The following is a 12,226-nucleotide window of genomic DNA, read 5'->3' as shown; positions in this document are numbered from 1 at the left end:
GCGGCCATTTGGCCGCCCTTTTTTTTAGGTTGATGAGGTTCGTGGGTATTGTCGTCGGGTGTGGACTAACGTCAGTATTTTGATGCGCCCGTTCACTCGATAGACCAGCAGATAGTTCGGATTGACCACCATTTCCCGAGTGCCTGGCACTCGACCGGACCGGTAACCATAAGGAATTGATGAAAGCCTTTGCGTTGCTGCACCAACCTTGTGCTGCAGAGCCGTTGAAGCGTTTGAGTTGTATTGTTCAACGTAATCGATAATGTCAGCCAGATCGTCCAGAGCTTGTTCGCTCCATTCAAGCGGCAGCGCGTCGATTCTTGCGTCTCTCTTCTAATAGTTGGTCGAGCCGCATCATGGCTTCTTCATGGGGAATGCCCGGATTAGGATCATCCAGTGCCTCCTGCACCTTGGCACGAAACCAGCGATCGTAGCTCTCTGCCTCTTCTTCGGAGTCGAAGTCAGAGTAAAACGGGGAATGCAATATGCTCATAGTGATCTCCGTGATCAATTTCAGCAGTCTAAGGGGGGAAGGGCCCATTGTCGTCACTGGCAGACGATGCACCCCATGAGCCCTTGAGGAACCATGAGGTAGCGGGACCCAGTATCTGCAAGTCCCCCCTTTCAAATCTGCCGGACGTTTCCCTCCGTTGTCCGGCAATCTCGACCGCCGCTGTAGGCCTATTCCACTCCAGCGTTATTAAGGTTTTCCGGCTACAGATTCAGGCGTGCTTTCCTACAAATGCACTCAGAACGCATACGGAATACTCACCTTCGCCCACAACATATCGCCCTCCGGCCGGTTCTCCACGTCGAACTCCCTGGCCCAGCGAATTTCCGCACTGGCGTACTTGAGGAAGGTGAAGTGCAGCGCCGGGCCGATGGCGAACACCTGGCCGCGCACGCCGTCATCAACGTCCTGGCCGGCGAACTGCACGGTGTGGCCGAACTGTTTGTCGTCGGTGGTCTGCTTGAGGTAATAGCCATTGACGCCGAGCATCAGGTCGTCGGTGATCTTGTAGCTGGCCGAGTAATCGAAGTGGAAGATCTGCCCGGACTTGTAGTCGGTGTCCTTGTTCTTCTCGTTGAAGCTGTAGGTGGTCTTCATCGAGACTTCGGTCTTTTCCGTCGGCAGCCAGGTGAAGGAGAACAGCGGCTTGTAGGTGTAGAAGTTGTTGCTGGTGTTGGCCAGGCGATCGACGCTGTATTCGCCGGTGGGCACGGTGATTTCCAGAGCGGCGCCGAGGGTCAGGTTCTTGCCCATATCCCACAGGATGATCGGGGCGATGGTGGTATCGCCCATGCCTTCGCGGGTGTCGCTCTGGCCGAATACCGAGACTTCCTGCTTCAGCCACGGCTGCGCGATGTAGCCGGCGAGGCGGCCGCCGAACACCCGCACCGGGCTCAGGTAGTCGATGCGCGGGATGACCGCCGTGGATTCGATTTCGACATTCGGTACCTTGCCGCCGAACGAGCTGATGTTCAGCTTCGTCGCCTTGTAATGGTTGTAGTAGAGGTTGAAGGCGACCATGTTCTCGGGAAGGCTGTCGACCTCCAGCGGCAGCATGAAGAAGCCATCGGTGCCGGGACCGATGTTGTCGACGCCGGCTTCGGTGGCCAGCGCCGGCAGGGTGGTGGCGCAGCCGAGCAGGCTCAGCGCCAGTCGCACAGGGAATGTCGCGCGGTTCGGGGTCATGTCCGTCCTCATTATTATTGTGTTTGGGCGCACCGCCGGCGCGCAGGACGCCCGGCCACTATAGAAATAAGCCCTTGGCGCACGCCGGGGCAGGGTATTGGCGGACACGGAAGGGGGCTTCTGCGGACACTTCATCAACCCTGTGCTAACTTCCTTCGACATAACCGGTAACAAAAATAACAATTCAGCGTGATCCGGAATGTCAGCCCCCATGAACGCAAAACTCCAAGACCCCACCTTCGATCTGGCGCTGGTGTCGCCATTTCTGCTGCAGACCCTGGCCGAAGTCGCCGCGAACAAGGGCATCGAGCCGCAGACCCTGTGCCGTGGCCTGGGCTTTGACGTCGAGGATCTGCAGGACCCGTCGCAGCGGATTTCCTATCGCCAGGCCGTGGCCATGATCCAGCGGGCGCTCAAGGCCTTGCCCAATCAGGGGCTGGGACTGTGGGTCGGCGCGCAAAATGTGCTTGGCACACTGGGGTTGCTCGGGCATGTGCTGTCGCTGTGCAAGAACCTGCGCGATGCGTTCGAGCTGGGCATTCGCCATCAGCACACGTCCGGCGGCATCGTGGTGATCAGCGTGGATGTGGTGGGCGAGCAGGTGTACGTCGATGTGGAATGTCGCCTGCCGTTCGCTGAAGTGCAGATATTCGCCGTCGAAGAGTTTTACGCCAGCCTGCTGGTCTACGGCCGGGCATTGGTGGGCGAGACGTTCAAGCCGATTGCCGTGGAGTTCGTCCATGCGGCGCCGGATTACGTTGATGAATACCGGCGGCTGCTGGGGCCGGACGTGCGCTTCGGCTGCCTGCACAACCGCATGCTGATCGACGTGCAATGGCTGGATGTGAATTTGCCCAATCATCATTCGCTGGCGTTGCGTCAGGCAGTCAAGTTGCTGGAGCTGGAAGCCGCGCAAGTCCATCAGAAGCTCGATCTGATCCAGGCCGTGGAGCGCGCCATTGCCCGGGACCTGAGCCGGGGCAGTCATATCGAAAAGATTGCCGGCGACCTGAACATGAGCAGCCGCACTTTGCGTCGGCGGCTGACCGAGCACTCGCTGACCTTCGAAGCGTTGCTGGAGCAAGTTCGCCAGGCGCGAACCATGAGTCTGCTGGCCAATCCCGACATGCCGATCGAGCGGATTACCGAGGAAGTCGGCTACAGCGACGTGCGCAGTTTTCGGCGGGCGTTCAAGCGCTGGACCGGTAAAAGCCCGAGTGCGTGGCGCAACGAGTGCGTCATCTGATCCCACACAAACCCTCCGGCTACAGTTAAACTCCGCGCTCTTTCCCAAGGAGTTCACATGAGTTACTACCAGCCGGGCATCCTCGCCACCCCAGTTCCGCCGCAAGCACGTCACCTGTTCTTTGCCCTCGAGTCGGTTGAAGCACTGCCGCAGGCGATCGACAACCTGCTGAACCTGGTGGACGGCAAGTCGGCGGTGGTCGGTTTCGGTGAATCCCTGGCCAAGGCCCTGAATGTGAACATCGACGGCCTGCGCAGCTTCCCGGCGCTGACCGGTGTCGGCGTGGAAAACCCGTCGACCCAGCACGCCCTGTGGGTCTGGCTGCACGGCGTCGACCGTGGTGATCTGCTCAACCGCAGCACTGCACTTGAGGCCGCACTGGCCCCGGCGCTGCGTCTGGTGCAGATGCAGGAAGCCTTCCGCCACAAGGACGGCCATGACCTGACCGGTTATGAAGACGGCACCGAAAACCCTCATGACGAAGCAGCCATCGCCGCCGCACTGCAAAGTGAAGGCGCCGACGGTCTGGTCGGTGGCAGCTTTGCCGCGATCCAGCAGTGGCAGCACGACCTCAAGGGTTTTCATGCGCTGTCCGCCGAAGACAAGGACAACATCATGGGCCGTCGCCTGAGCGACAACGAAGAGATCGACGACGCCCCGGTGTCCGCCCACGTCAAACGCACCGCCCAGGAAAGCTTCGCCCCGGAAGCCTTCGTCGTGCGCCGTTCGATGCCGTGGATCGAAGGTGAGCGCGCCGGTCTGATGTTCCTGGCGTTCGGTTTCTCCCTTGATGCCTTTGAAGCGCAACTGCGCCGCATGAGTGGTCTGGAAGACGGCATCACTGACGGTCTGTATCGCATCAGCCGGCCAATTACTGGCGGTTACTACTGGTGCCCGCCGCTGCAAAATGGCCACCTCGACCTGCGCGCACTGCGCATCGGCTAAGGCGTTACGATGAACGTGGTGCGCTGGGGCATGATCGGTTGCGGCAGTGTCGCTGAACGCAAGAGCGGGCCGGCCTTCTACAAGGCGCCCGGTTCTGCGTTGGTGGCGGTGATGGGGCGACGCCTCGAAGCCGTGACCGATTACGCCGCGCGCCACGGCATCGCCCGGACTTACACCGACGTCGATGCGCTGATCAACGACCCCGAGGTGGACGCGGTGTACATCGCCACGCCACCCGACAGTCACCACGCCTACAGCCTGAAAGTCGCCGCCGCCGGCAAGCATTGCTGCGTGGAAAAACCCATGGCCCTCAACGCCGGGCAAAGCCGCGAAATGCAGCAGGTGTTTGCCGACGCCGGTCTGCACTTGTTCGTCTCCTATTACCGCCGTTCGTTGCCGCGTTTCCAGCAGGTTCGGCAATGGCTGGAGCAGGGGCGTATCGGCGAGGTGCGGCACCTGAGCTGGACGCTGACCAAGGCGCCGTCGCCGAAGGATCTGGATGGCAGCGCCAACTGGCGCACCGATCCGGCGGTGGCCGGTGGCGGATACTTTGCGGATCTGGCCAGCCACGGGTTCGACCTGTTCCAGTACCTGCTCGGCGACATCGTTGAAGTCGCCGGATTCACGGCGCGTCAGGCCGGGTTGTACGCGGCGGAAGATGCGGTCAGCGCCAGTTGGCGATTCGCCTCGGGCGCGCTGGGCATGGGCTGCTGGAGCTTTGTCGCGGACCGGCGCGAGGATCGGGTCGAGATCATTGGCAGCAAAGGTCGGATCGGCTTTTCGGTGTTCGACGAGCATCCGGTCGAGCTGCACGCCGATGAGGACATCAGCCTGGAAATCCCCCATCACGAACACATCCAGTGGCATCACGTGCTGGGCATGAACGCGCAGATTCGCGGCGAATCGCAGCATCCGGCGACCGGGGCAGAGGCCCTGAAGACCGATTGGGTCATGGACCGGATCCTCAAGCGTCACTGACTTCCTGGTCGCACTCAATACCAATGTGGGAGCGGGCTTGCTCGCGAAGTCGGAGTGTCAGTTACCAAAATAGTGCCTGACGCGACGCATTCGCGAGCAAGCCCGCTCCCACATTAGGAAATTGCGCCACCTGTCTAACCTTATGCTCATTCGGTATTTCTCAAGCTTGTCATAACGTCTCTAAGATCACGTCATAACTCGTTATAACAAGTGATCCCGTGATGACCGATAACGTTCTCTCCCTGGGCAGCGTCCCGCTGCACACCCAACTGCGCGATGTACTGCGCGCCCGCATCCTCGACGGCGAATACCCGCAAGACAGCCAGATGCCGTCCGAAAGCGAGCTCGGCACGCTGTTCAAGGTCAGCCGCATCACCGTGCGCCAGGCCCTGGGCGATCTGCAGAAAGAAGGGCTGATCTTCAAGATCCACGGCAAAGGCACCTTCGTCGCCAAGCCCAAGACCTTCCAGAACGTCAGCACCCTGCAAGGCCTCGCCGAGTCCATGACCGGCCGTGGCTACGAGGTGATCAACCGCCTGCGCAGTTTCAAATTCATCGCCGCCGACAAACTGGTCGCCGAGCGTTTGCAGGTTGCCGAAGGCGAAATCGTCGCCCAGATCAAACGCGTACGCCTGATCAACCGCGAGCCGATCTCGCTGGAAATCACCTACCTGCCCAAAGCCGCCGGCGAACGGCTGGAGAAGGCTGATCTGGTCACCCGCGACATCTTCCTGATCCTGGAAAACGACTGCGGTATCGCCCTCGGCCACGCCGATCTGGCCATCGACGCTGTGCTGGCCGACAGCGACCTGACCCAGGCGCTGAGCGTCGAGGCTGGCTCGCCGATCATGCGCATCGAGCGTCTGACCCACGACGCCCACGGCCAGCCGCTGGATTTCGAACACCTTTACTACCGTGGCGATGCGTTCCAGTACCGCCTGCGGATCGACCGGCAAAAAGGGGAGCAGGCATGAGTCGAACGACACTCGAACAGGAATACGACATCGTCGTGATCGGCGGCGGCACGGCCGGACCGATGGCGGCGATCAAGGCCAAGGAAAAGAACAAGGAACTGCGCGTGCTGCTGGTGGACAAGGCCAACGTCAAGCGCAGCGGCGCGATCAGCATGGGCATGGACGGCCTGAACAACGCGATCATTCCCGGCCACTCGACGCCCGAGCAGTACACCAAGGAAATCACCATCGCCAACGACGGCATCGTCAATCAGGCAGCGGTCTACGCCTACGCGACGCACAGTTTCGAAACCATCGAAGAACTCGACCGCTGGGGCGTGAAGTTCGAGAAGGACGAAACCGGCGATTACGCGGTGAAGAAAGTCCACCACATGGGCGCCTACGTGCTGCCGATGCCGGAAGGTCACGACATCAAGAAAGTCCTGTATCGCCAGTTGAAACGGGCGCGGGTGAGCATCACCAACCGACTGGTCTGCACCCGTTTGCTGACCGACGAGGAGGGCGCCGTCAACGGCGTGATGGGGTTCGACTGCCGCACCGCGGACTTCCATGTGATCAAGGCCAAGGCAGTGATTCTTGCCTGCGGCGCTGCCGGGCGACTCGGTCTGCCGTCCTCGGGTTACCTGATGGGCACCTACGAAAACCCGACCAATGCCGGCGACGGTTACGCGATGGCGTATCACGCCGGGGCGGAACTGGCGAACCTCGAGTGCTTCCAGATCAATCCGCTGATCAAGGATTACAACGGCCCGGCCTGCGCTTACGTCACCGGCCCGCTCGGTGGGTACACCGCCAACAACAAGGGCGAACGCTTCATCGAGTGCGACTACTGGAGCGGGCAGATGATGTGGGAATTCCACCAGGAACTGGAGAGCGGCAATGGCCCGGTATTCCTCAAGCTCGATCACCTGGCCGAGGAAACCATCCAGAACATCGAGGAAATCCTGCACAGCAACGAGCGCCCGAGCCGTGGCCAGTTTCACGCCAATCGCGGCACCGATTACCGCACGCAGATGGTCGAGATGCACATTTCGGAAATCGGCTTTTGCAGCGGCCATTCGGCGTCCGGGGTGTGGGTCAACGAGCGCGCCGAAACCTCGGTGAAAGGTTTGTATTCGGCCGGTGACATGGCCGCCGTACCGCACAACTACATGCTCGGCGCGTTCACCTACGGCTGGTTTGCGGGTCACAATGCGGCGGAGTTTGTCGCCGGGCGAGAGTTTTCCGCACTGGATGCCGAGCAGATCGACAAGGAAAAGGCCCGGGTCTACGCACCGCTGGATCGCGAACACGGCCTGCCGCCGGCCCAGGTCGAGTACAAGCTGCGGCGCTTCGTCAACGACTACCTGCAACCGCCGAAAGTGACGAAGAAGATGGAAATCGGCCTGCAACGTTTCAGCGACATCGAACGCGATCTCAACGAGATGAAGGCCAACAACGCCCACGAACTGATGCGCGCGATGGAAACCAGCGTGATCCGCGACTGCGCCGAAATGGCTGCCCGCGCTTCGCTGTTCCGCGCCGAAAGCCGCTGGGGCTTGTACCACTATCGCGTCGATCACCCGCAACGGGACGACCGCGAATGGTTCTGCCACTGCCACCTGAAGAAGGGCGAAGACGGGCGCATGACCAGTTTCAAGAAAGCCGTCGAGCCTTACATCATTCCGCTCGATGCCGAGGAAATGCAGGCCTACGATCGCCTTCGGGTCGGCGCTTTTGCCGCTTGAGCCATCACTAGAGAGAGTCCGGACCATGGCCTATCAAGCCCAGGAAATCTTCTTCCGCTCCAATGCCCCCGTCACCGTGGACGAGGACAAATGCATCGCCGAAAAAGGTTGCACCGTGTGCGTGGACGTCTGCCCGATGGACCTGCTGGCGATCAACCCGGCCACCCAAAAGGCCTACATGGCCTTCGATGAATGCTGGTACTGCATGCCTTGCGAAAAGGATTGCCCGACCGGCGCCGTCAAAGTCGAAATCCCGTACCTGCTCCGCTAAAACGCTATCCGGCAACACCGGACGCCTGATTCAAGACACCCCTCGTTTCCCACCGCGCCCTGATCGCGGCGGAGACGAACATCCTATAAATGATTCGAGGGGATTCAACCATGTTGCGTGCAGCAATCGCCGGTCTGGTACTGGCTTCGTTCACCCTGTCGGCCTCGGCCGAAACCATCCGCATCGCCATCGGCACCCAGGACACCACCATCAACTGCGCCGCCGGCGGGCTGTTGATCCGTGAGCTGGGCCTGCTCGACAAATACCTGCCTCACGACGGCGCCTACAAGGACGCCAGGTACGACGTGCAGTGGAAGAACTTCACCAGCGGCGCACCGCTGACCAACGAGATGGTCGCGGGCAAACTCGACTTCGGCGCCATGGCCGATTTCCCCGGCGCATTCAACGGCGTGGCGTTTGAAACCGCTGGCAAGCACAGCCTGTTCATCAGCGTGCTGTCGGGCAGCATCAAGGGCAGCGGCAACGGCATCGTGGTGCCTAGCGCGTCCGGCGTGCAGTCGTTGAGCGAGCTCAAGGGCAAGACCATCTCCGTACCGTTCGCTTCTACAGCTCATGGCATGTTGCTGCGCGCCGTGGCCGAGCAGGGCTGGGATCCGCTAAAGGATGTGAACATCATCGCCCAGCCGCCAGAGGTTGCAGGCTCGGCATTGCAGGCCGGCAAGATCGACGCCCATGCCGACTTCGTGCCTTTTGCCGAACTGTTCCCGAGCCGTGGTTTCGCCCGCAAGATCTACGACGGCGCCCAGGCCAATGCGCCAACCTTCCACGGTGCGCTGGTGGATCAGGCCTACGCGAAAAAGTACCCGGAAATCGTCGTCGCCTACCTGCGCGCAAGCATCGAGGCCAATCAACTGCTGGCCGCCGAACCGGAGAAGTACAGCGAACTGATCGCCAAAGTCACCGGCGTCGATGCCGAGGTCAATTACCTGTTCCACGGCCCGCTCGGCGTGCAGACCCGCGACCTGAGCTGGAAGCCGGAATACCGCCAGGCCGTGGGCACGGCCATCGACACGCTGAAGTTGCTGAAGAAGGCCGATCGCGGGCTCGACCTGAATACCTTTATCGACGATCAGTACATCCGCGCAGCGTTCAAGGCCTCGAATCTGGATTACACCGCGCAACTGGCCAACTACGCGCAGACGCCGTTGAAGTCTGTTGATGCGGTGACTGGAAAAGCCATCAGCGATTTCAGCCATGTCGCGGAAATCTGGGTGCGGGGGGAGGACAAGGTTCGTCGCTATTCTTCGGCTGAAGAGGCGTTCACGGCGTTGGCCGGCCTGAAGTCGGAAGGCAAGAACATTCGGGCGGTGTATGCCCAGGCGAGTGACAGCGGGATCAAGTTGCTGGCGGAGCAGGCGTGGTTTGCCAGTGATGCGAAGGGGCGCCTCAGCGCGTTTTTGCTCAAGGGGCAGGCGCAGCAGTTTGCTTCGGCGCAGGGCGGGAAGGTGTTTGATTTCACTGATGCCACCGCGCAGGCCGTGGTCAGTCGCTAATCATGAAAATCTCAAAAGGACGCTGGATATCAAGAGCAGCCTCGCTGCTGCTCTGCCTGCTCTTCTGGCAACTAGCCGCCAGCCACCACTGGAACCTCGGCCTGGTCACCTTCGCCAACGTCCCGACCCCGTTGGCCGTGATCGAAGCCGCCCTCGGCCTCGGCGACTCCGGCAAGCTCATCCAGCACCTGAGCGCCAGTCTCGGTCGGGTCTTCGCCGGCTACCTCGCTGCGCTGATCATCGGCATCGCCCTGGGCCTGGCCATCGGCCGCTCGAAGTGGGCCGAAGACCTGCTGCTGCCGCCACTGGAAGTGCTGCGCCCAATCCCCGCCGTCGCATGGATTCCACTGGCGATCCTGATGTTCCCGTCCTCGGAGCTGTCGATGGTCTTCATCACCTTCACCGGCGCGCTGTTCCCGATCCTGCTCAACACCGTGCACGGCGTCGAAGGCGTCGATCCACGGTTGATCGCCTCGGCCAAAAGCCTCGGGGCCGGGCGCCGGGCGATCCTGCTGGAAGTGATCCTGCCGGGCGCTGCGCCGAGCATCATCACCGGGCTGGCGATCGGCATGGGCACCTCATGGTTCTGTCTGGTGACCGCCGAAATGATCTCCGGCCAGTTCGGCATCGGTTACTACACCTGGGAGTCCTACACCATCCAGAACTACGCCGACATCGTGGTCGGCATGTTGCTGATCGGCGTGTTGGGCATGGGCAGCAGCCTGCTGATCAAACGCCTGGGCGGGCTGTTCACACCCTGGCACCGACCACGAGGAAAAGCCTGATGAGTGTGATGCAAACCCCGGAAGGGCGGATCGACATCCGCCAGTTGTCCATTGTCCTCGGCGAAGGCCGGCAAGCGTTTGAAGCGGTGCAGGGGCTGGATTGTCAGATCGAGCCGGGCCAGTTCGTGTGCATTCTCGGGCCGTCCGGTTGCGGCAAATCGACCTTGCTCGGCGCGCTGGCCGGGCATCTGCAACCCCATGGCGGGCAGTTGAAAGTCGACGGCGCCGAAGTGTCAGGCCCGTCACCGCAGCGCGGCATGGTGTTCCAGCATCACACCCTGTTCCCGTGGCGCACGGTGCGCGACAACGTCGCGTTCGGCCTGAAAATGCGCGGCATCGGCAAGGCCGAACGCCATCGCGCCGCCGACGACATCCTCAAACTGGTCGGCCTCGAAGGTTTCGCCGAACGTTGGCCGGATCAACTCTCCGGCGGCATGCAGCAACGGGTGGAAATCGCCCGGGTGCTGGTCAACAGGCCCCGGCTGTTGCTGATGGATGAACCCTTTGGCGCGCTGGATGCGTTGACCCGAGTGAACATGCAGGAGCTGCTGCTGGACATCTGGACGCGGATTCGAACCACCGTGGTGTTCGTCACCCATGACATCGACGAGGCGCTGTTCCTCGCCGACCGTTTGCTGGTGATGAGCGCACGGCCGGGACGGATCATCGAAGACCTGCGCCTGGATTTCCCCCGCCCACGCACCACCGGACTGGTCACCAGCCACGAGTTCTCGCGCCTCAAGCGCCACTGCCTCGACCTGCTGCGTCACGACAACCATCGACCGCTGCCGCGCCTCAACCCGCTCGGTTTGCCTCCTGAAAACACCTTGCCGAGATTTGCCCTGTGACCTCATTTTTTGCTGTGACCGATAACGACGACATTCTCGCCTTGCAACCACGTCTGACGGCCGATGACGCGGGTGTACGCCGGATTGCCCTGATCGATCTGGCGGACCTCGAAGAGCCGGACGGCCTGCTCTGGCTGGTCGAGCGACTGGCTGAAGACCCTGCCGAGGAGGTGCGTGCCGAAGCGGCGCGTTTGCTGGAAGCCTGGGAAGACGAACCGGTGGTAGAAGCGCTGTGCCAGGCGCTGACGGATCCGTCGCCAGCGGTGCAAGCCGCTGCGGCGCAGAGCCTGAGCCTGCTCAAGACCGAAGCGGCGGGCAGGGTGATTCTGCCGTGGACCGTTCATGCCGAAACCAGTGTGCGGATTGCCGCGTTTCGGGCCTTGCGCGAGTTGCGTTTCCCCGGCGCCGCGCCTGCCGCGATTCAGGCGTTAAGCGATGCCGACGCCAGTGTCCGCCGCGAAGCCGTGGGCGTGCTCGGCTGGCTCAAACAACTTGACGCACTGCCAGCCTTGGCCCGATTGGCGAGTGATGACTCGGACACCGAAGTCCGCCGCGCCGCCACCGGCGCCCTGGGCCTGGCGAGTGGCGCAGATGTGCTGCCGGCCTTGCGTCAGGCCTTGCAGGACAACGCCTGGCAAGTGCGCGAGGAGGCCGCAACCACCCTCGGCAAAGTCGGCCACACCGACGCGGGCCCGGCCCTGATCGAAGCCTTGGCCGACGACTACTGGCAGGTTCGCCTGCGCGCCACCCGCAGCCTCGGCCGTTTGCGTTACGTGCCGGCCCTCGACGCCCTGATCGACACCCTCGGCCATCGCATCAGCAACCTGCGCAAGGAAGCCGCGCTGGCGCTGGGCGAGTTGAATGATCGCGGCGCCGTGGCGGCGTTGCAGGCCGCGCAGGACGACGGCGACCCGGAAGTGCGCAAAGCCGTGCGGATTGCCTTGAGTCAGCTGCAATGAATCCGCTGGCGATCGGCAATTCCCAAAGTGAACACCGGTTGCGGCTGAGCTGGCCGGACGGCCGCGAGCAGTTGCTCGACCACGCCGAACTGCGCCGCCAGTGCCCGTGCTCGCAGTGCCGGGCGTTTCGCCTGCGGGGTTCGGCTCCGCTGGTGGATGATCGAGTGCGGGTGATCGAACTCAATTCCCAGGGCTACGGACTGCAACTGGTGTTCAGCGATGGTCATCAACGCGGGATCTATCCGTGGCAGTACCTGGCGCAGCTCAAACCCTAGGCTCCCCG

14 protein-coding genes are annotated in these 12,226 nt (G+C 61.9%); 11 read left to right on the top strand and 3 right to left on the bottom strand.

From position 1 onward, the window contains the following. Nucleotides 1-24: 24 nt before the first annotated feature. The 3 genes from IF189_RS15820 to IF189_RS15810 all read right to left on the bottom strand — a co-directional run bounded on the left by IF189_RS15820 (nucleotide 25) and on the right by IF189_RS15810 (nucleotide 1,696). Nucleotides 25-261: a type II toxin-antitoxin system RelE/ParE family toxin gene (locus IF189_RS15820; RefSeq protein ID WP_240789134.1), complete on the bottom strand. Its 237-nt coding sequence runs from the start codon at nucleotides 259-261 to the stop codon at nucleotides 25-27. 37 nt (nucleotides 262-298) lie between these two features. Then, nucleotides 299-493 (bottom strand): stability determinant, encoded by a 195-nt coding sequence (locus tag IF189_RS15815; protein ID WP_085710147.1) that lies wholly within the window; start codon nucleotides 491-493, stop codon nucleotides 299-301. Nucleotides 494-748: 255 nt separating this feature from the next. Then, the gene (locus IF189_RS15810; RefSeq protein ID WP_134826483.1) at nucleotides 749-1,696 is read right to left on the bottom strand and encodes a transporter; all 948 of its coding nucleotides are present in this window, start codon (nucleotides 1,694-1,696) and stop codon (nucleotides 749-751) included. 211 nt (nucleotides 1,697-1,907) lie between these two features. On the opposite strand from IF189_RS15810, the gene IF189_RS15805 reads away from it, so the two are divergent. From IF189_RS15805 to IF189_RS15755, 11 genes are all read left to right on the top strand, one after another. Beyond that, entirely contained in the window at nucleotides 1,908-2,942 is a 1,035-nt protein-coding gene (locus tag IF189_RS15805) for an AraC family transcriptional regulator (RefSeq protein WP_192551862.1), read from the top strand. 57 nt (nucleotides 2,943-2,999) lie between these two features. Further along, nucleotides 3,000-3,887 carry a Dyp-type peroxidase gene (locus IF189_RS15800; RefSeq protein WP_134826484.1) on the top strand — a complete coding sequence of 296 codons (888 nt, stop codon included), beginning with the start codon at nucleotides 3,000-3,002 and terminating at the stop codon, nucleotides 3,885-3,887. A 9-nt stretch (nucleotides 3,888-3,896) separates the two neighbouring features. Next, entirely contained in the window at nucleotides 3,897-4,865 is a 969-nt protein-coding gene (locus IF189_RS15795) for a Gfo/Idh/MocA family protein (protein ID WP_192551861.1), read from the top strand. 221 nt (nucleotides 4,866-5,086) lie between these two features. After that, nucleotides 5,087-5,839, top strand: a complete 753-nt coding sequence (locus tag IF189_RS15790; protein ID WP_192551860.1) for a GntR family transcriptional regulator — start codon at nucleotides 5,087-5,089, stop codon at nucleotides 5,837-5,839. Then, nucleotides 5,836-7,566 (top strand): fumarate reductase/succinate dehydrogenase flavoprotein subunit, encoded by a 1,731-nt coding sequence (locus tag IF189_RS15785; RefSeq protein WP_192551859.1) that lies wholly within the window; start codon nucleotides 5,836-5,838, stop codon nucleotides 7,564-7,566. The genes IF189_RS15790 and IF189_RS15785 overlap by 4 nt, the downstream gene beginning before the upstream one ends. A 25-nt stretch (nucleotides 7,567-7,591) precedes the next feature. Then, nucleotides 7,592-7,837 carry a ferredoxin family protein gene (locus tag IF189_RS15780; protein WP_007959413.1) on the top strand — a complete coding sequence of 82 codons (246 nt, stop codon included), beginning with the start codon at nucleotides 7,592-7,594 and terminating at the stop codon, nucleotides 7,835-7,837. Nucleotides 7,838-7,947: 110 nt separating this feature from the next. Further along, nucleotides 7,948-9,351, top strand: a complete 1,404-nt coding sequence (locus IF189_RS15775) for an ABC transporter substrate-binding protein (RefSeq protein ID WP_192551858.1) — start codon at nucleotides 7,948-7,950, stop codon at nucleotides 9,349-9,351. A gap of 2 nt (nucleotides 9,352-9,353) precedes the next feature. Further along, nucleotides 9,354-10,136: an ABC transporter permease gene (locus tag IF189_RS15770; protein WP_192551857.1), complete on the top strand. Its 783-nt coding sequence runs from the start codon at nucleotides 9,354-9,356 to the stop codon at nucleotides 10,134-10,136. Further along, nucleotides 10,136-10,984, top strand: a complete 849-nt coding sequence (locus IF189_RS15765; RefSeq protein WP_192551856.1) for an ABC transporter ATP-binding protein — start codon at nucleotides 10,136-10,138, stop codon at nucleotides 10,982-10,984. The genes IF189_RS15770 and IF189_RS15765 overlap by 1 nt, the downstream gene beginning before the upstream one ends. After that, nucleotides 10,981-11,943, top strand: coding sequence for a HEAT repeat domain-containing protein (locus tag IF189_RS15760; protein ID WP_134826491.1), 963 nt, complete (start codon nucleotides 10,981-10,983; stop codon nucleotides 11,941-11,943). Before IF189_RS15765 ends, IF189_RS15760 begins: the two co-directional genes overlap by 4 nt. After that, nucleotides 11,940-12,218: a DUF971 domain-containing protein gene (locus IF189_RS15755; RefSeq protein WP_192551855.1), complete on the top strand. Its 279-nt coding sequence runs from the start codon at nucleotides 11,940-11,942 to the stop codon at nucleotides 12,216-12,218. The genes IF189_RS15760 and IF189_RS15755 overlap by 4 nt, the downstream gene beginning before the upstream one ends. Nucleotides 12,219-12,226 lie beyond the last annotated feature (8 nt).

The sequence above is a fragment of the Pseudomonas sp. IzPS59 genome (assembly GCF_014863505.1).
Lineage (GTDB): Bacteria > Pseudomonadota > Gammaproteobacteria > Pseudomonadales > Pseudomonadaceae > Aquipseudomonas > Aquipseudomonas kribbensis.
Note: the sequence above shows the minus strand (reverse complement) of the source record. Positions and strands in the feature narration are given on the sequence as shown.

Bases quoted from the DNA above. Each gene is read 5' to 3' on its own strand.
- IF189_RS15815 (WP_085710147.1), bottom strand. From the start codon at position 493: ATGAGCATATTGCATTCCCCGTTTTACTCTGACTTCGACTCCGAAGAA.
- IF189_RS15810 (WP_134826483.1), bottom strand. From the start codon at position 1,696: ATGACCCCGAACCGCGCGACATTCCCTGTGCGACTGGCGCTGAGCCTG.
- IF189_RS15805 (WP_192551862.1), top strand. From the start codon at position 1,908: ATGAACGCAAAACTCCAAGACCCCACCTTCGATCTGGCGCTGGTGTCG.
- IF189_RS15800 (WP_134826484.1), top strand. From the start codon at position 3,000: ATGAGTTACTACCAGCCGGGCATCCTCGCCACCCCAGTTCCGCCGCAA.
- IF189_RS15795 (WP_192551861.1), top strand. From the start codon at position 3,897: ATGAACGTGGTGCGCTGGGGCATGATCGGTTGCGGCAGTGTCGCTGAA.
- IF189_RS15790 (WP_192551860.1), top strand. From the start codon at position 5,087: ATGACCGATAACGTTCTCTCCCTGGGCAGCGTCCCGCTGCACACCCAA.
- IF189_RS15785 (WP_192551859.1), top strand. From the start codon at position 5,836: ATGAGTCGAACGACACTCGAACAGGAATACGACATCGTCGTGATCGGC.
- IF189_RS15780 (WP_007959413.1), top strand. From the start codon at position 7,592: ATGGCCTATCAAGCCCAGGAAATCTTCTTCCGCTCCAATGCCCCCGTC.
- IF189_RS15775 (WP_192551858.1), top strand. From the start codon at position 7,948: ATGTTGCGTGCAGCAATCGCCGGTCTGGTACTGGCTTCGTTCACCCTG.
- IF189_RS15770 (WP_192551857.1), top strand. From the start codon at position 9,354: ATGAAAATCTCAAAAGGACGCTGGATATCAAGAGCAGCCTCGCTGCTG.
- IF189_RS15765 (WP_192551856.1), top strand. From the start codon at position 10,136: ATGAGTGTGATGCAAACCCCGGAAGGGCGGATCGACATCCGCCAGTTG.
- IF189_RS15755 (WP_192551855.1), top strand. From the start codon at position 11,940: ATGAATCCGCTGGCGATCGGCAATTCCCAAAGTGAACACCGGTTGCGG.